Source organism: Lysinibacillus sp. NPDC093688 (genome assembly GCF_050280145.1).
GTDB classification, from domain to species: Bacteria; Bacillota; Bacilli; order Bacillales_A; family Planococcaceae; genus Lysinibacillus; species Lysinibacillus xylanilyticus_B.
This window is the reverse complement of record NZ_JBNNUX010000020.1, coordinates 70,433-88,123: the sequence shown is the minus strand read 5'-3', so window position 1 is coordinate 88,123 and position 17,691 is coordinate 70,433. Positions and strand designations below refer to the sequence as shown.

The following is a 17,691-nucleotide window of genomic DNA, read 5'->3' as shown; positions in this document are numbered from 1 at the left end:
GAAACTAACTACATTAAGGTGAACCGTATCATAAGTATGTACTATTCTTTATTAGATTTGCTTTTCTTATTAAACTAACAGGGTGCTTTAGTTAACTTTTGATTCGCGAAATATCAAACCAAGTTGTACAAAAAAGGTACTGCAATTCGCAGTACCTTTTAATATGCTAATTAATTGTCTTTTTAACCTGCGATTTTGCTTTTTGTACTTCAAAACAGAACCCGTTATCTTTATGATGAGTTTTTTTATTATTAAGCAGGCATGTCAGTTGGTGTTGGTTTTGCGTAGCCTTCTTTATATGTGTCATCAATTTTTTGACGAATTTCTTTGAGGTCCATACCGTCTTTATGCATTTTTGCAGACTGTACAGCAATTTCTAGGCAAACGAGACAACGGGTACCGTGATCATCCCAGACAATTGTTCCATCCTCTCGTTTTTCTTCAATAAAGCAGTTTAAATTGCTTTTATGTCCAGCTGATTCGCCACATCCACAATAGCAGGGCATCCACTCTAAAATTTCTGTAGATTGTCCAGCGATTTGATACACTAAGCGAATATCTTCTGATTTATTATTTAAAAATGATGGTAAAACATCAGCTGATGCAGTCTCCTCCTGAATATCTCCAGAAGCATGTGCATGTTCTTCGTGTGAAGCTTCTTTTTGTGTTTCATTCTGATTTTTTTCAACAACTTGTTTATCTACACCACAAGCACTTAACACTAATAACGACAAGGCAAAAATAGATAGAAGTTTTTTCATCAAAAGCGCCTCCTACATGTTTACAATACTTCCATTATAACATTGTTCGCTAAAAACTTTACAAGGAGGCAAGTGAAAATCAATGAAATATATCTGATCCGCGTGTTTTGTTCATGAAATGTTCCATTTTCTCACTCAGTAATTTTTTCAAGAAGAAACCAAATAAAATGAAAATGAGCCAGAAGAAAGATAAAAAGGCTAGATCAACCCATACCTTTGACCAAATAATACCACCAACTGCCTCACGCATCATTCCAATTGCATAAGTGAAAGGAAGAAATGGATTTATCATTTGGAAAAATCGAGGTAGTAATTCTACTGGATATGTGCCACCCGAACCTGCAATTTGTAGCACTAACATGACAATGGCTAACGCCTTGCCAACATTTCCGAATACGGATACTAGCGTATAGACAATCGTTATGAACACTAAGCTAATAAATATTCCAAATGGAATGAAGAAGGAAGGAGCACTTATGGACCCATCTAAAATAACAGTATCTCCTATTGTAATAATGAGCGTTTGAATAAATGAAAAAGTTGCAAATGTTAATAAACGTCCAAAGTATACTTGGCGAATACTGTATTGATTATTATTGTGAATATTTACAGATAAAAGAGAAATTAATAATAAACAACCAACCCAGATGGAAAGCACAGTGTAAAATGGTGTCATAGCTGTTCCATAATTGGCAATTGGAAACATTCTATGTTCCTGAAGCTTAATAGGCTCCTCAAAGAAGTCTCGCTCAGCATTGACGTCGTTTTTCAATAATTGAACGATTTCAGAAATATCAGCTTCACTTTCTAATGTTCTCAGTTTGTCTGCAAGGGCTTTAATTTTTGTACTTAAAGCAGGGAAATCTGTTTGTACTGTACCAATTGTCTTATTAGCTGTGGCTAACATATTTTTAGCATTTGTTAAACGATCTGTTGCTTGTGGCAGAAAACCTTTTACATTCGTAAGCATAGTTGATGCATTTGTTAATGTATTTTTGGCAGAAGCTAACGTCGTATGAATTTGTGGCTCTAACTGATCGTTATAATGAGTAAGGAATTGCTGAAGATTGGTAGAAACATTTTGCGCAACGCTTTGAACATCAGCAAGGTCTTTTTTTATCGTTTCGACATCTATCGTATTTAACTGCTGTACTTTACTTGAGATGTCCGTTAGTAATGTATTCAGTTGATTTAAAGCGGTTAGAGAGCTAAAAGAATAATCAGTAAAACTAGGATTTGCCTGTAAATCTCCACGTATAGCTTCAAGTTGTTCAATTATTTTATTGTTAGTTAGTAAAGTCTTCACATCTTCAGAATTGCTTTGCTGTAGTAACGTCTGGATGTTTTGAATCTTGTTTTCAAGCTGTTTACGAGTCGAAGCATCAGCTTGTGTTAATTTTTGAAGCGCTTCAATTGTTTGGATGCTAGTAGTTACTTTCTCACGAGATGCATCTAACTGGTTTTTAATTGTATCTTTTATTTGTGCAATTGTAGCTGAATCTACATTAGCATTTTGAAGCTTCCCTATTATATCGGTAAATCGTTGAGCAATATTTTGTACTGCTTCTAGATCTTTTTTGATGATAGGGGATAGCTGATTGAACAGTGTATCCGCTTCATTGATCAAATTTAAACCTTGATGGATCGTTGTTAAACCATCATTCGTTAATTTCTCAACTTCGGGAACTTGGGTAATTGTGTGGTTCAGTAATGTCTCAGCTTCTTTTCCGCCTTTAGCAGTTTGCGCCAAATATGTTTCGATATCTGGGAGATGATGTTCGATTGTAAAAATATAATTTTCAAATTTTCTAAAGTCGGGAATTTCCCGCTCCATCTCAACACCGACCGTATTAAAAATAGAGAAAAGTGTTCCGTTGACAGTTGAGATAAACTCATTAGAGACTTGTTGCGTCAGGCCACTTGCACCTTTACTTGTGATTTTGGGTGCGATTGGATTGATTTTTTCATTTACATAATAATCGATATGCGCTTTTGTAGGGACATTTGACAGTATGGAGGTCAGTTTTTGTGAAAAATCACTAGGGACAATAATAACTGCAAAATAGTTCCCATTTTTTAAACTATTTATAGCTTGTTCATGAGAAGTAAATTCCCAAGTAAAGCTTTGATTGGTACTTAAATTGTCTACTACCTCGTTACCAACATTAATATCCTCGCCCCTAACATTCGCGCCTGTGTCTTCATTGACAACAGCAATTTTCATGTTGGCAGTATGGGCATAGGGATCCATAGAGGCGTAGATATTAAGCCACGCATAAAGAGAAGGTAAAAAAATGAGCCCACCAATAATGACAGCAACTACCCAGTTTGTTAAGATATTATGGATATCACCTTTATAGATTTGAAAAATATTTCGGATAGTGTGTTTCATTTCATTTAACCACTCCACATTCGTATTGAGCATTGTATATGTATGTTTCCAAATATGGACCGAATTATGTTTGAATTATGAAAAAACTCGCATTTAAAGACTAATTAGTTTACTAGGATTTAAAAACCATTTATAATCAATCGCGAATACACTAAAAATAGGGCTTTTTAGTGTGGAAAGGGAGGAATACATTCTCGTGAAAAAACTACTAATTATTGGCTCAGTAATTGTTTTGTTATTTGCAGCAATTATTGTGTTAACAAATGTCTCGAACAATAGCAAATTAGCAAACGCAGAGAAACTTTATGGCGACAAAGAACTAAAACAAGAAACAATTGATCAATTGGATGATAAAAATTACCAAAATATTATGTTGCCAGACGAACTTGAAAAAAAATTAAAAGCTGGTGAAGATGTAAATGCTTATTTCTTCAGTCCGACATGTGTGCACTGTAAAGCTTTTACACCCGAGTTAATGCCTATTGCTAAGAAGCTTGGTGTTGATATTGCTCAATTAAATGTTTGGGAATACGAAGATTTATGGAATAAATATCATATTAAGGCGACACCAACTTTTATTCGCTTTGAAGGTGGTAAAGAGGTTAATCGTTTTGAAGGTGCATTACCAGAAAAAGATTTACGTGCATTTTTAAATAATGTAGTATTAAAAAAATAAGTAAAGCTGAGACTGTATCAATAGTTATTTTTGATCCAGTCTTTTTTTAATGTCTTTCAGCAGTGTTCTTTGTAGGAAAGTGAAACGGGCAGGGACAGAATTTTCCCGCCTCTATAGCTGAAAGGATGTAGAGTCTTCAGCCTATTCTGGAATCAATTATGCCGAGGCATAATTGATTTTTGTAGTGTATACTAAATATACTGAAGAGTTGTACATTGGAGGAATATTGAATGACAATGGATGATTATTTTTATAATGGTGAGCTAATGAAGTGCTATGAGGTGGCTAAGCAAGTTACAAATGAAAACGAGAAAGCGTTAGCTAATAGGTATATTAAATTATTAGAAGAGTATGATTTTGCGAGCTATCCAAAACCAACACTGTTTGTGGAAACCCAACATGCAGAACGAGCAGATGAAAGCTATCCTGAATCGGATACCGTCGTCGAAATTCGTGCGATAAAAGATGAAGCAGAGTTTTCCAATCGTATTAAAGAACTCGAGGAAGTAGCAATAACAGGCACTCCAAATGAAAAGGCACTTTCATTTTTTACACAGGGTGAACTGTTTTTGTTTTCACATCATTACAACGAGAGTGTTCATTGTTTTAGACAAGCAGTAAAAGAAAACCCTAACAAGGCGTTATATTGGGGGATCACAGGTCAAACGATGCACCGTTTTGGATGGATGCCATTCGATGCGCTTGGCTACTTAGAGCAAGCTATTAACTTAGATCCAAATAATGCACGTTGGAAATGGAATAAAGCACTTGTTCTTATACAATTAGCGAAGGATTTGCAGATGGCACCGTTTATGGCAAATGCTGCGATGGCATTGGAGGAGTCACTAGCAGTTTGTGGCGAGCACCAGCGGTCATTGAAAGACGCTATCCAAAATACAATAGATAATATGGATAGTTATGTATTTTCATAATATATATTAGATGTCTCAATGAGTTGAGGCATCTTTTTTTGTGCTGAAATCTGACCTGAGGAACGAGGCTAAAAGTATCATGTCCTGTAAAAAATATCTTAAATCCATCACCTGTTGTTGCTGCCGCTCCGCTGTGCAGTTGTTACTTCAAGTGGCTCATTAGATGTCTACATGATAACGCTCAGTCAAACGTAATTAAACAAATTTTATAATAATAAGCCTGTTTCTTTGTTATTTATGCCTATTTTCATTCGGCTTTGAGTTTTAATGGAAAAGTTTATATTTCGTGGTAATACTATGGTATAATTATTCCGGAAATTTTTGTTATTAATGATTAGAAGAACTAATAGCTGAGTGAAATCAGTTTTCGATTTGCTGGTAAATAGAGTTAATAGCATATTTGTGAAAATATTTTCAGGTCAAAGGAGGATAGTTGAATGTGGAAATATAATGAGGATTTTTCATATGTAAGACACGGTATTCAATTCATCATATTCTCAATGATTTTCGTAACCGCAATCGGATTCGGTGGTGATGAATTTTATGGAGTATTTGGTGAGGACAACTATGTTACGATTCATTTAATGATGGAAATTCTCATCATTGTGGTGACGATGTCTATTTCGATTCAGACATGGTTAATATCACCGTATATTTTATCTAATAGAGGCCTCTATGTCGGCGCATTGTTTTTAACAATTAGTTTCATAGAAATGGTGCATACACTCAGCTATAAAGGAATGCCGTTCTTTATAACTGATAATACACCTTATGAGGCAACTTGGTTTTATATGCTTGGTCGATTACTATTATCGATGGGTTCTCTTTTAATATTTTTTACCAAGGAGAAGGAAATTAAATTAATTTATCGCTGGTTCATTTATAGTTTGCCATTTGTCATAATCATTGGTTGTTTTTGCGTCCTCTATGCCCAAACACCTATTTTGCCACCCCTTATGATAGAAGGTGAAGGTCCTACTGTTTTAAAAAATACTCTACAATATACGGCTGTAGCACTTCAATTGGTGATTATAGGCCTACTATTTAAAAATTTTAAGAAAGCACCAAAAATAATATTTTTACTATTAGGTAGTTCGATTTATTTAATAATGAGCGATTATCTTTTTACAATTTATCAAGATGTTTATGATATTAAAAACTTCATTGGACATATTTTTGAGTTAGGTGCATATTATTTTTTATTTAGAGCTATTTATTTTTCATCGATTGAAAAACCGTTTAAGCAGTTAATTGATACACAAGAACATTTAGAAAAATCTCGTGAAAAGATGCATTACATGGCTTATCATAATGAGATTACAAATTTGCCAAATGAACGTTTTTTAATGGAAACCTTAAAAAAAGATTTATACATATCTAAATCACAAAAGGCAATACTTGCTATCGGTATAGAGAGACTTTCTGCTATTAAAGCGTCTTTAGGTAGTACATATGCAGACCAAATGATAGGCCTAATCGCGCAAAGATTGAAAAATGTTTTACCGGAGCAGTATTTACTATGCATGCTGAGAGAAGACTATTTTGTCGTTTATATTGATGAGGTGAGCAATACCCATCAATTGACCCAGCTAAGTCAACAGCTTCAATTTGTCATGGAAGAATCATTCCAAATACAACATTTTTCTTTAAATAGTCAATTAAATATTGGTATTGCTTTATTTCCAACAGATTCTTATAGGGAAGAGGAACTCATTAGATTTGCACTTTATGCAATGCATGAAGCACAGAAGACGCCAACACGTATACGGTTTTATGAGTCTTCAATATCTAAAGAAACGACTGAACGACTTTTATTAGAAAATGATTTACATGATGCTTTAGCTAATCAAGAGCTTTTTTTAGAATATCAACCGCAGCTTGATTTACATACGGGTCAAATTAAGTCGGTAGAGGCCTTAGTCAGATGGCAGCATCCGAAGAAGGGGTGGATTTCACCGGGAGTCTTTATTCCAATTGCAGAGGAATCGGGATTAATTATTCCTATCGGACAATGGGTACTAGAAACAGCCTGTCAACAAGTAAAGAGGTGGGAAGCGGCTGGATTGCCACCAATTAAAGTAGCGGTCAATCTGTCATTAGGTCAACTTTTTCAGCAAAATTTAGTCGAAATAATTCATAATGTTCTTGAGAAAGCACAATTAGAGCCAAAATATTTGCAACTAGAAATAACAGAAAGTATGACGATCAATATCGATCATATGACGACGATCTTACACAAATTGAAGGCACTTGGGGTTACGATTGCGGTAGATGATTTTGGGACGGGCTATTCATCATTATCTTATTTAAAGGATTTCCCTATAGATTGCTTAAAAATTGATCGGTCTTTCGTTCAGAAAATACAATCGAACTCTACAGATAAAGCATTGGTAGATATGATTCTCTCTATGGCAAAGCATCTACAGTTAAAGGTAGTCGCAGAAGGAATAGAAGAAATAGAACAGCTATCATATTTAGTAGCAAGCCAATGTGATACTGTACAGGGCTTCTTATTTAGTAAACCAGTATCTCCAAGAACATTACAGGAGAACTATCAAACGCTTCATAATGATGCAAAGTATATTTTAGATTCAATTATTGCGTCTAAAGTATAAAGCGAGCCTACATTGCAGACCTAAACGTTACCCGTTTCTTTATATTCTACAATCATGGTATGATAGTGTTGAAATGATTTGTAGATATAAAGGACGGGTTTTTTGATGGCACAAGAGGCGGCAAATAAATTTATTGAAAATGTATGTAATCATTTAGTGCGCAATATGAATATTACGAAGGTTGAGGAGCACTTTAAAGCGGCAATAGAGATGCAGCGTAAATCAGCACAATCTCAAGTTGATTTTTGGGATATGTTAATGATGAATATGCTGTATTTTACTGAAAGTGAGCAAGTTTGGGAAAAAGAATTTTTGAAGATGCTCGAAAAGAAAGAGTGGTTAAAGACCACTGTACTTGAGGAAGAGCTATTGATGCATCAAATGCGTATTCGTCAGCAGGTCGCGGAACAAATGGATGCCGCTAAAGAATTGTTTCATCAACAGTATGTAACAGAAAATGTGACAGAGGAAGATATTGTTTACGATTATGCGTATAGCTCTGCTGGACATTCCATGCGCGTAGATTTATTAACAGTGCTTGTCTCAACACCAGAGCAATCCAAAGTGCTATTTAACGCAGATCCACAAGAAACGATTCGCATAATTAACGGCTATATTGCTTATCACACTGATGGGATTATTAATAAAGTGAAACTTTAAAATGCATTCGTGACCATCATCTTGCGTTGAGTTTTCGTACATAAAAACATCGTGTTCCAAGTGGCTTACCGTATTACTTGGGAAAGCGCCGGATTGGAAAGAGATCAATCAATCGTTATGGTGATAAGTCTATAGAAAAAGCTATTTATGATAACGGAGCAATCCTGTTATTGTCTAGATATATTTTGCAGTATAATAAGGTGACACTAAGTTCACCTGAAAGGAATTTTATAATGAATACACCATTTACATTTAAGCATACACAACCAACGAATATGGACCCAAATAAAAAATATCCAGCGATTTTTTTATTACATGGAATGGGGAGTAATGAAGACGATTTACCACAATTAGTGCAGGGTTTTAAAGAGCAATGCCATGTTTTTAGCTTACGTGGACCTATTGCGCAAAAGCCTGGCTATGCTTTTTTCACAATCCAGGAGGTCGGTAAACCAGACCGCGAAATTTTCGATAAAGTATTAGTGGCTCTACAACGATTCGTTTTAGAGGCTATTGATGAATATCAAATTGATCCACATAAAGTGTATGTTCTTGGATTCAGTCAAGGGGCAGTTTTGGCACAGACACTTGCGTTTGCAATGGGGAATTTAATTACAGGAATAGTAGCATTAAGTGGCTACACGCCAAAATTCGTAACAGAGGAATATGCAATTCGTCCAGTCAATCATTTACATGCATTTATTTCTCATGGTGATTATGATTATGTCATCCCATCACAATGGGGCGTAGAAAGTAAAGAAAAATTTGAGCAATTTGGTGCTACTGTGACATTTAAACAATATCCAGATGGTCACGGTGTGACACCAGAAAATTTACGTGATCTAACTGCATTTTTAGCACATGAATTACAAGATAATATTCAATGATATTGAAGCCGAGACACGTAGGATGTCTCGGCTTCTATAATATTGAAAACAACAATGTCAATGTATTTAAGTTGCATAAAAAAAGTATGCCTCTTCTGCAAAACGAGGGGTTGATTTCCGTTCCGACTGGGCGCTTTCCTGGGGGCGTCCGCTGAGCCGCTTCGCTACGCTGCAGGGTCTCATCTGCGACGCTAATCCCCGAGGAGTCGCCCAGTCTCCACTCCAATCTACCTCTTCACATAGCACGTAATTTATGGCATTTTATTCTAATTAATAGTGCTGAAACAAAACTTCAGTAAGAAGAGCAGCAAGTCAGCAACAATGTTTATCTGTGCACAAGTGCAGTAAAACGTACCGGTTCAACGCTTACTTACAGGAAATCTGGAAAGGAAATCCCCCTCGTTTAAAAGCCGTAAGATAACAAAATTCTCTTGACTATTTGTTTACAACTATTTAAAAACCGAGACATTGTATGGTGTCTCGGTTTCATTTTTTTTAGTATAATAACCCAATATTATTTTGATAAGCTTCGATCTTTGTCAGTCACGGCAGTTACTGCATCGTGAATCGTTGTTTCAAAATGATTGCTTTGTAATGAAGATACACCTTGGATAGTTGTCCCACCTGGAGAGCATACTTGATCCACAAGTGCCCAAGGATGTTCTTGTGATTGTAAAATCATTTTTGCACTGCCGAGTACTGCATTTGCCGCAATATCAAGCGCCATGTTTTTTGGCATCCCTTCACGCACAGCAGCACGTGCTAAAGCGTCAATATACATATAGGTGAATGCTGGTGAAGCACCACCAATCGTTGTAAATATAGAAAATAAGTGTTCAGGCACCTCGATAATCGTGCCAACTGTTTCAAATAGGGAATTGACAAGCTGAAGCTGCACATCTGATACTTGTTCACTCGCTGTAAAGCAGCTTGTTGAGGCACCGATAAGTGCATTAATATTTGGCATTACACGAATAATAGGGGTAACTTCAGATAAGTAACCTTGTAAATATGTTATATTTTTACCTGCAGCGATGGAAACAATAACATGGTTATCTTGTAAATGTTTTTTCACCTCTGGTAAAACATCTGGTAACATTTGGGGTTTGACGCCGAGGATAATGACGTCACATTTTGACATAATATCTTCAATAGAGCTTGCGGCTTGAATACCGTAAGAGGTTGTTAATTTTGTTGTTTTTGCTTGGGTACGATTATAGCCATAAATAAAAGTAGGATCAAAATCTCCGCTTTTACACATTCCTTTAATAATAGCTGTAGTCATATTTCCCAGGCCGATAAATCCGTATTTCACGTGTTAGACACTCCTTCATATAGTTAGAACATAAACCTTAGTATAGAGTAGATTGTTTTACTTGAATAGTAATATGCAAAGAATCAAGCTGATTAGGTTCAAATTCACGTCAGTCGGTGGTATCATAGAAGATGTTGTGAATAAACGTATATCTCTATGTAGAATATAAAGAGTAAAGAAAATCATGTACTTTATGTGAACATTGAGACAGACTTTATCTAAAAGAGGTAGAATAATATTTTGATATGTTTACTTTTTTCAGCAAATGTTTTTTGTAGCGAAAGCAACGCGTCAGCTACAATGTTTTCGTAACGAAAGTGCAACGGCAGTTACAAATGATTTTTGTAGCGAAGCAAAGCGCCTGCTAGAAATCTCCTACCTCTGGTGGTGAGATGAATGCGGTTTTAAGTTTCTTTGCATTGGATGTCCAGGCATCGGCTAAAATAGAGGAACTTAGGCTAAGAACTTCAGATCCTGTGAAAACGCCTAAGTGACTAACATCAATTGGCTTAAAGCCTTCGGAGCAATTATGCCGAGGCATAATTGATTTAATAATTTGTCGCTTTCTAATGGTAAAGCGTGTAGAAATTAAGAGAGAAAAGGAATTAAGATGAATGGAACATAATCTAAAAACGGAGCCTAAACTACAATCTGCCAAGAAGTCATTGGAGAAGTCCACACGCTCTACTATTTTAGCGCAGACAGTGAAAACGGGAATCATTAAATCCAATTTAATTCCTATGTGGGCTGGTTTAACGCTAGGTATGTACAAAAATAAAATGACTTTTGGAGAAAATATACCTGAAATTATTTTCGCGACGATTGGCTCTGCACTTGTGATTGGTGCTGCGGGAGCATTTAATAATGTGTATGATCGCGACATTGACGCTATCATGCCTCGTACACAAAGTCGACCAACTGTAACTGGTGAAATGTCAGCTAAATCTGCATTAGCGTTAGCTTTTGCCATGCTCATTATCGGGGCAGTTGTATTGGCACTTGCTTCACCACTAGCTGCAGCCTTCGGTCTCTTAGGGGTATTTTTATATGTAGTACCCTATACAATGTGGACAAAACGACGTACGATTTATAATACGGAAATTGGGAGTATAGGAGGGGCGATTCCACCTTTTATTGGTTGGGCTGCTGTTTCTACTGATATTACACACCCGGCGATCCTTGGCCTATTTTTCGTGATGGTCATTTGGCAGATGCCTCATTTCTATGCCATCGCTATTCGTAAGCATGCGGATTACGAAGCGGCCAACGTTCCAATGCTTCCTGTTGCAAAAGGGATGCGACGTACTTATTATCAAACGAACTTTTATTTAATCTTATTGATCTTATCAAGCTTCTTATTCGGCACTTTAAGTGTGGGCATTATGCTTGTTGCACTATTGCTAAGCATTGCATGGCTTGTTATGAGTATTTACGGTTATCGTAGTAATAAAGATCAAACAAAGTGGGCGACAAAAATGTTTGTTTTCTCACTTATCCATATGACAATTTTATTTACAACTGTTATTGTGTACTCTTTAGTAGGTGTTATTTTTAAATTATATTAAAGCTTAGCTTTACGTAGCACGAAAAGCCAACAGGTTATTCTAACTTGTTGGCTTTTCCTTTTCCACCGAAACTATTTGACGACTTGGCCATTCTAATGCATGTAACTGACCCCCAAAAACAGCTCCACCATCAATACCAATTATATTATTTTCACCAAAATAGACACTATAATCTGTTGGATTTTGGTGAAGTCTATAGGTAGGTGTATGGCCAAAAATCACCGTTTTTTCGCCTTGATAACCTCCATGGAATTCTTCACGTATCCATAAAAACTCCATAGGATCTGTGTCTGCCATTGCTACTCCAGGTACAACACCGCCATGTACAAAAATGGTGTCCTCTAATTCGATGTAAATATCAAAGGTATCGATAAGTTGTAAATGTTCTTCGAGCTTTGGTAAGGTTTGAATAAAGCTAGGTAATGTATCGTTTTCAATGGCTTCCTTAAAATCGTCTAATTGATAACCGTAGCTTGCGAGTGTTGCATCACCACCGCAAAGTCCCACCCAATGGTTCCACGGCTTAGGATGGCCAGAGCGACAGGCTTTTAGCATAATGGCTTCATGATTTCCTAATAGAACATGTGCACCTTTTGCCTGTAATTCCGTCACTAAGTTTAAAACGCCACAAGAGGCAGGGCCTCGGTCAATATAGTCGCCAAGTAAAAATAACCGATCTTGCATAGTATCATAATTAGCTTTTAATAATAATTCTTCAAAAAGTTCTAATTCCCCATGTATATCACTAATTGCTAGTATTCGTTCCATAAAAAAGCATCCTTTCCAGTATTAGAGAAGGTATTTTAAAGTATAGAGAATAGTTTTACAAATTTCGACTAATGTTACTTTTAACCAAAAGGTTGATTGCAAAGATATCACTTTACATGATCGTTTTCTAGTTTCCTTTTATCATATGACGAAGTGATTCCATTATCTTATTCATTCGTCTATGGTGTAGGAATAGCGAGGGGAGAGTGATTGGCTATAGTCAGTTCAATACGTATATGAAAAAATATAGGGCTGTCATTTTCAAGTGCATTTATTTTGTATCAACAGCGCTAGAAGAGGTGAGGGGGAAGTCATTAAAGAAAGTGATATAACAAATGCAAGGGGAATATACAAATGAAGAAAAAGAGCGAATCGAGAAGGTTAGTAGCGCAAGTACAGCAGCATAAACACTCGTTCTGCAACCTTTATACTCCTCGCGCATAACGTATGTGTATTTGGAATGTATGCGCGAGTACAGTATTTAACTTCTTTCAGCAAGTGCTTTTTGTACCGTAAGCGTAGCGACAGGTACAAAAAACACTTGTAGCTGACGCTTTGCTTTCGCACAGACAAAACACGTTGCTGACGCTACGTTAGCACTACGCTTTCGCACAAAAAACATCTGTTGGCCCAAAGCCTCCGGCGGATGTCACGGAATCGGAAAGGAGGTCTTAGAGGATGTTAGCCTAAAATCATCGCATCCATGCGATAACAGCTAACTGACCTGCATGCTGTTGTTGCTGCTGCTACGCTTTCGCACAGACAAAACCTTTTGCTGCCGCTACGTTAGCACTGCGCTTTCGCACAAAAAACATCTGCTGGCTTAAGCACAAAGCCGATTCCGGACGCAGACGCAATTATGCCGAAGCATAATTGATTTATTCTTGAAGATTTTCCCATACTTGTTTGGCTATCGACTCGTCGAATGTTGATAGTAGTCGATAGTTGTCTGTATTTAAAATTCGAAAATGCTGACTAATGACGTTTTGTTGTAGACAATAACCATTGTACTCGCTAAGATTTTTCCACCATATGTATCCCCCCATCGTTTTTTCCTTAGGTTGTAAGGTTCCGTTATTAGCGATTAAATCGACAACTTCAAGTGGATCTCCGCCTAGCTCATGCTGTAAAATCGTGCTATCTCGGCATAATGCACAAACCGCAATCGCTGTAGTCCAGCCAGTTTGAATACGGCCTTTTTCAATTTGAACAAGTGTCTTTTTAGAAAGTCCTAGTAAATCACTCATCTGATCCTGTGTTAAATCTTTTTCGGTACGGATTAATTTCAGTTTTTCTGAAATAAGTGTGATTAATTGTTCACGATTCAAATCCAAAACACCCTTTCTTTCAGATTGTTAAATACTATTATACATGAAAGTAGTAAGAGATGTTTTTGTTTGCTGGTGACGGTGATTAAAATAAGAGTTAGGTAATAAATAACAATTGAAATATAAAAAAACAGACTGTCCTGTAATTTAATTGGACAGTCTGTAAAATATTTAAATCTCGTATTTTTTCGTGTCAGAAATAACGCGGAAATGGATACCTTTAATTTGAGCACTTACTTTATGTCGTAGTGTATCAATATCTACTAACTCATCATTATCATTGACGCATTCTGCAATCTCTTGTAATAGCTTCGTAAATGCCTCTTTGAAGAGTGCGCGCATATTATCAAAATCTAGGCTACGGAAGTTTCCGTCAATATCAAATGCTTCCACAGAATTTAATTGCTTTGAAGCACCTGCAAAGCGATCATCGTACACCGTGTAGTTATCATCTGTTACTACGATAATATATAATACTTCACCTGTAATTGTTTTTAATTCAATGTTTGTTTTGTGTTTTTTGACGTCGGTAATGATATGAATACCGTCCGAATGATATAGCTTAAACAATCTCATTTGTGATGCCCCCTGAAAATAGAATCATATCCATATATTTATTATATATGAATATGCCTAATAATGGAATAATACAAAAGTATTTGGAAAAGCTAGAATAGCCCTGTTTGAATGATACATGTAAAGCTAAAATTATTATAAACTATCAATAAAATCGTATCGGTCGTATTACGCTTCTAATACAGTAGGTAATATATTGCGAAGGGGACGAACCTCGATGTAATGAATACGATGACCTTGCTGCTCATAAATGCTAAATATATATGGGGTTAGCTCAATATTTTTAGTTGCTTTAATGCCATTGTTCACAGTTAAAAACCAACCGCCCAATGTTTCGACTTCTTCTGCTTCAAGCGTTACTTTTAATAGTTTTTCAACATCTTCAATAAGCATTTTTGCATTTAATATATAGTGATTGTCATTTACTTTTCGGATTTCTGCAATTTCATCATCGTCAAATTCATCGCGAATCTCACCTACAATTTCTTCTAGAATATCCTCGACTGTTACAAGCCCTGATGTCCCACCATATTCATCCATTAAAATGGCCATATGAATGCGCTCTTTTTGCATACGCACAAGTAATTCTTGAATTGGAATCGTTTCAATTACTCGAATGACAGGATTTATAAAATCTTCAAGGACTAAAGAATCGTCTGTAAGTTGCTCAAGCAAACTGTGTGTAAACAATTCCTTGGCATTGATGAATCCTAAAATATTATCACGATCACCATCATAAACGGGATAACGAGTATATTTTTCAGCTGCGATGAAATGAATCATATTTGTAAAAGATTCATTTTTTTCAATTCCAGCAATTTCTGTTCGAGGAACCATAATTTCACGAGCAATACGTTCATCAAATTCAAAGACATTATTCACAAATTTTAGCTCTGTTTTATTGATTTCACCACTTTTAAAGCTTTCAGATAACAGTAATCGAATTTCTTCCTCTGTATGTGATAACTCATGCTCAGAAGCAGGCTTCATGCCAAATATACCAACTAATAATCGTGCTGAGCCGTTCAAGAACCAGATAAAGGGATACATCACTTTATAAAATATCATAATAGGTTTTGCAAAATGAAGTGTAATCGTTTCAGCCTTTTGAATCGCAGCAGTTTTTGGTGCCAACTCCCCGACAACAACGTGTAAAAATGTTGCAATGGCAAAAGCACTACCGATTGTGAAAATTGTCATATATTTATCTGAAATACCAACCAAATCAAAAAGAGGATGTAGAATAAATTCAAAGGTTTTTTCACCGACCATCCCGATACCAAGTGCTGTTACAGTTATACCAAGCTGACAGGCGGATAAGTACTCGTCTAAATGATGGACAACATACTTTGCAGAAATGGCTCTTTTATTGCCCTCTGCAATCAATTGGTCAAGCCTTGAGGAACGTACTTTTACAATGGCAAACTCTGTTGCCACGAAAAAACCAGTTAAAGCTAATAACATGGTGAAAATCGATAAGTTGAGTATGGTCTCCAAATAGTCGTTCTGTATGAACAGAACGTCACCTCCTAATTATGAATAAGTAAAAGTAAAGATTGCATGAGTGCAATACTTTCGGGGGAAACATTTTTTTTAATCTTTTCGATATCTTTATTGTCTTGTTTGTTTATTTGTTCAAGTAGAATAGCTACATCCTGCTCTAAGTCCTGCATTTTTACACGTAGCATTTGTACATCGATTTCTTCGTGCGGAGTGATGTTTAGTTCATGTTGTATTTCTATGAGTGAAAGACCTTGCTGTTTGCGTTGTTCAATATAGTGAAGTCGTTCAATCATTGCAGGGGAATAGTAGCGATAATTGGATGCAGAACGTTCAGCCTCTAATAAGCCAATGTTTGTATAATAATCGATTGTTCTTTTTGTAATGCCTGTTTTTTCTGCAAACTCGCCAATTTTTAATTTCTCTGTCCCAATGCAAACACCTCCAAACCATCACGTGATACTTTATTATAACTTGATGGTTTAGTTGTTTTCAAATAGAAGAGCCTAACATTTCTAAATTGTAAGATTTCCTTTAATGGAGGGGCTAATATGCTGAATGAACATAAAAATAGCTTTTCTAACAACTGAATGTTAGAAAAGCTATATATTTTTGAAAAACTCAATGAAATTGTCATGTTAAACAAAATACCGCTCTTCGGTAGTGCGAGGGTTGATTTCCGTTCCAGGCTACTCGCTTTGTCGCTTTGTCGCTGACGCTTCGCTTTCGCACAGAGCAAGGCTTCCTCCGCTTCCTCCGCTTCCTCCGCTTCGCTCCGCAGCGAAGCTGCTCATCGGACGCCCCCAAGAAAGCGCCTAGTCGGAACGGAAATCAACCTCTCGTTTTGCAGAAGAGCCATACTAAATATAAATTTATAATAGAAAAGATACGAAGTTTATTTCTGTAAATATGTATCATATAGGTGATGAAGTGCATCTTCACCAGTCGTTTCTAAAATTATTTTGTCATTGAAAATAAGTGTTACATTTGTGAGAGCGCTATCAATTTTATCGTTCTTAATAGTGCACGTAACCTTTACTACACCTGTTTCTGCTAGTTGTTTTTTCATCGTATCATCCCACGGTTGCTCAGAAAATAGTGGTGCTTGCCATGTGCCTCTCACATGAAGCTCACTTTTTTTAGCGTCATAATCCCAGCGCACGTCACGTAAAATAGTTTTAAATAGGTCATTAACCGTAAAGGATGTATCTTTATAGTCAATGGCACTTGCTCGTATAGCATGTACATCACGACCAACTGCACTGGCTGCAGTTTCTGCCGCTGAATTTATGCCTGAAACCGCTTCTTTCATTTCAGATAATCGATCACCACAGCCAGCTAGCAGCGCGCAAAGACATGTTATACAAGTTACCTTTGTCATCCATCTCACATGTAGTCCCTCCAGTATTGCAAGTTGATACTACTATATTAACGAAAAGAAAACTATGAAAAAAGGGCATGAAAGCGGCAGATTGTGACGGTTTTGCAACGATGCAACCGCCACTAGAAGGTGCGAGAAATTGGAAGTTTAAATATCTGAAAATTCGGTTAATAAATCAAAGAAGGGGAGCGGTTTGTGATGAAGATTAATGATGAATTACTTGAGCGATTAGGAACTTATTTCGTGTACCATGCTGTTTATGAAAATTATGGCATTACCTTTGAAAATTTTGTAGAGCGTTGGTTACGGGGGATACTTGAAATATAAAAGAAGAA

At 36.4% G+C, this 17,691-nt stretch carries 17 protein-coding genes; 7 read left to right on the top strand and 10 right to left on the bottom strand.

Annotation, left to right across the window (positions count from 1 at the left end):
• Window positions 1-251 precede the first annotated feature (251 nt).
• Entirely contained in the window at window positions 252-761 is a 510-nt protein-coding gene (locus tag ACQKN2_RS16130) for a PCYCGC motif-containing (lipo)protein (protein WP_427415844.1), read from the bottom strand.
• Between the two features lie 79 nt (window positions 762-840).
• Complete coding sequence (locus tag ACQKN2_RS16125) at window positions 841-3,153, bottom strand: YhgE/Pip family protein (RefSeq protein WP_427415843.1); 2,313 nt, start codon at window positions 3,151-3,153, stop codon at window positions 841-843.
• Between the two features lie 196 nt (window positions 3,154-3,349).
• Here ACQKN2_RS16125 and ACQKN2_RS16120 point away from each other — a divergent pair, with 196 nt between their 5' ends.
• The 5 genes from ACQKN2_RS16120 to ACQKN2_RS16100 all read left to right on the top strand — a co-directional run bounded on the left by ACQKN2_RS16120 (window position 3,350) and on the right by ACQKN2_RS16100 (window position 8,923).
• Window positions 3,350-3,829 carry a thioredoxin family protein gene (locus ACQKN2_RS16120; protein ID WP_427415842.1) on the top strand — a complete coding sequence of 160 codons (480 nt, stop codon included), beginning with the start codon at window positions 3,350-3,352 and terminating at the stop codon, window positions 3,827-3,829.
• Between the two features lie 230 nt (window positions 3,830-4,059).
• Window positions 4,060-4,761, top strand: a complete 702-nt coding sequence (locus ACQKN2_RS16115) for an O-linked GlcNAc transferase (RefSeq protein WP_427415841.1) — start codon at window positions 4,060-4,062, stop codon at window positions 4,759-4,761.
• 437 nt (window positions 4,762-5,198) lie between these two features.
• The gene (locus ACQKN2_RS16110; protein WP_427415840.1) at window positions 5,199-7,376 is read left to right on the top strand and encodes a bifunctional diguanylate cyclase/phosphodiesterase; all 2,178 of its coding nucleotides are present in this window, start codon (window positions 5,199-5,201) and stop codon (window positions 7,374-7,376) included.
• A 105-nt stretch (window positions 7,377-7,481) separates the two neighbouring features.
• A complete protein-coding gene (locus ACQKN2_RS16105; protein WP_427415839.1) occupies window positions 7,482-8,036 on the top strand; it encodes a hypothetical protein in 555 nt (184 codons plus the stop codon).
• A gap of 233 nt (window positions 8,037-8,269) precedes the next feature.
• Complete coding sequence (locus tag ACQKN2_RS16100) at window positions 8,270-8,923, top strand: alpha/beta hydrolase (protein WP_427415838.1); 654 nt, start codon at window positions 8,270-8,272, stop codon at window positions 8,921-8,923.
• Between the two features lie 514 nt (window positions 8,924-9,437).
• Here ACQKN2_RS16100 and proC read toward each other — a convergent pair.
• Window positions 9,438-10,238, bottom strand: coding sequence for a pyrroline-5-carboxylate reductase (proC, locus tag ACQKN2_RS16095; RefSeq protein WP_427415837.1), 801 nt, complete (start codon window positions 10,236-10,238; stop codon window positions 9,438-9,440).
• Window positions 10,239-10,852: 614 nt separating this feature from the next.
• On the opposite strand from proC, the gene cyoE reads away from it, so the two are divergent.
• Window positions 10,853-11,803, top strand: a complete 951-nt coding sequence (gene cyoE, locus ACQKN2_RS16090; protein ID WP_427415836.1) for a heme o synthase — start codon at window positions 10,853-10,855, stop codon at window positions 11,801-11,803.
• Between the two features lie 39 nt (window positions 11,804-11,842).
• Here the strand turns inward: cyoE and ACQKN2_RS16085 are convergent, their stop codons facing one another.
• The 7 genes from ACQKN2_RS16085 to ACQKN2_RS16055 form a co-directional block, all read right to left on the bottom strand.
• A complete protein-coding gene (locus ACQKN2_RS16085) occupies window positions 11,843-12,571 on the bottom strand; it encodes a metallophosphoesterase (protein WP_427415835.1) in 729 nt (242 codons plus the stop codon).
• 481 nt (window positions 12,572-13,052) lie between these two features.
• Window positions 13,053-13,205 carry a hypothetical protein gene (locus ACQKN2_RS16080; RefSeq protein ID WP_427415834.1) on the bottom strand — a complete coding sequence of 51 codons (153 nt, stop codon included), beginning with the start codon at window positions 13,203-13,205 and terminating at the stop codon, window positions 13,053-13,055.
• A gap of 244 nt (window positions 13,206-13,449) precedes the next feature.
• A complete protein-coding gene (locus tag ACQKN2_RS16075; RefSeq protein ID WP_427415833.1) occupies window positions 13,450-13,899 on the bottom strand; it encodes a helix-turn-helix transcriptional regulator in 450 nt (149 codons plus the stop codon).
• A 171-nt stretch (window positions 13,900-14,070) separates the two neighbouring features.
• Window positions 14,071-14,475: a hypothetical protein gene (locus ACQKN2_RS16070; RefSeq protein ID WP_427415832.1), complete on the bottom strand. Its 405-nt coding sequence runs from the start codon at window positions 14,473-14,475 to the stop codon at window positions 14,071-14,073.
• 168 nt (window positions 14,476-14,643) lie between these two features.
• Complete coding sequence (locus ACQKN2_RS16065) at window positions 14,644-15,939, bottom strand: hemolysin family protein (protein WP_427415849.1); 1,296 nt, start codon at window positions 15,937-15,939, stop codon at window positions 14,644-14,646.
• Window positions 15,940-16,004: 65 nt separating this feature from the next.
• Window positions 16,005-16,346, bottom strand: coding sequence for a MerR family transcriptional regulator (locus ACQKN2_RS16060; RefSeq protein ID WP_427415848.1), 342 nt, complete (start codon window positions 16,344-16,346; stop codon window positions 16,005-16,007).
• A gap of 524 nt (window positions 16,347-16,870) precedes the next feature.
• Window positions 16,871-17,356: a hypothetical protein gene (locus ACQKN2_RS16055; RefSeq protein WP_427415847.1), complete on the bottom strand. Its 486-nt coding sequence runs from the start codon at window positions 17,354-17,356 to the stop codon at window positions 16,871-16,873.
• Between the two features lie 195 nt (window positions 17,357-17,551).
• On the opposite strand from ACQKN2_RS16055, the gene ACQKN2_RS16050 reads away from it, so the two are divergent.
• Window positions 17,552-17,683, top strand: coding sequence for a hypothetical protein (locus ACQKN2_RS16050; protein WP_323651540.1), 132 nt, complete (start codon window positions 17,552-17,554; stop codon window positions 17,681-17,683).
• Window positions 17,684-17,691 lie beyond the last annotated feature (8 nt).

Bases quoted from the DNA above. Each gene is read 5' to 3' on its own strand.
- ACQKN2_RS16115 (WP_427415841.1), top strand. From the start codon at position 4,060: ATGACAATGGATGATTATTTTTATAATGGTGAGCTAATGAAGTGCTAT.
- ACQKN2_RS16070 (WP_427415832.1), bottom strand. From the start codon at position 14,475: ATGAGATTGTTTAAGCTATATCATTCGGACGGTATTCATATCATTACC.
- ACQKN2_RS16065 (WP_427415849.1), bottom strand. From the start codon at position 15,939: ATGTTATTAGCTTTAACTGGTTTTTTCGTGGCAACAGAGTTTGCCATT.
- ACQKN2_RS16110 (WP_427415840.1), top strand. From the start codon at position 5,199: ATGTGGAAATATAATGAGGATTTTTCATATGTAAGACACGGTATTCAA.
- ACQKN2_RS16100 (WP_427415838.1), top strand. From the start codon at position 8,270: ATGAATACACCATTTACATTTAAGCATACACAACCAACGAATATGGAC.
- ACQKN2_RS16125 (WP_427415843.1), bottom strand. From the start codon at position 3,153: ATGAAACACACTATCCGAAATATTTTTCAAATCTATAAAGGTGATATC.
- ACQKN2_RS16130 (WP_427415844.1), bottom strand. From the start codon at position 761: ATGAAAAAACTTCTATCTATTTTTGCCTTGTCGTTATTAGTGTTAAGT.
- ACQKN2_RS16085 (WP_427415835.1), bottom strand. From the start codon at position 12,571: ATGGAACGAATACTAGCAATTAGTGATATACATGGGGAATTAGAACTT.
- ACQKN2_RS16105 (WP_427415839.1), top strand. From the start codon at position 7,482: ATGGCACAAGAGGCGGCAAATAAATTTATTGAAAATGTATGTAATCAT.
- cyoE (WP_427415836.1), top strand. From the start codon at position 10,853: ATGGAACATAATCTAAAAACGGAGCCTAAACTACAATCTGCCAAGAAG.
- ACQKN2_RS16055 (WP_427415847.1), bottom strand. From the start codon at position 17,356: ATGACAAAGGTAACTTGTATAACATGTCTTTGCGCGCTGCTAGCTGGC.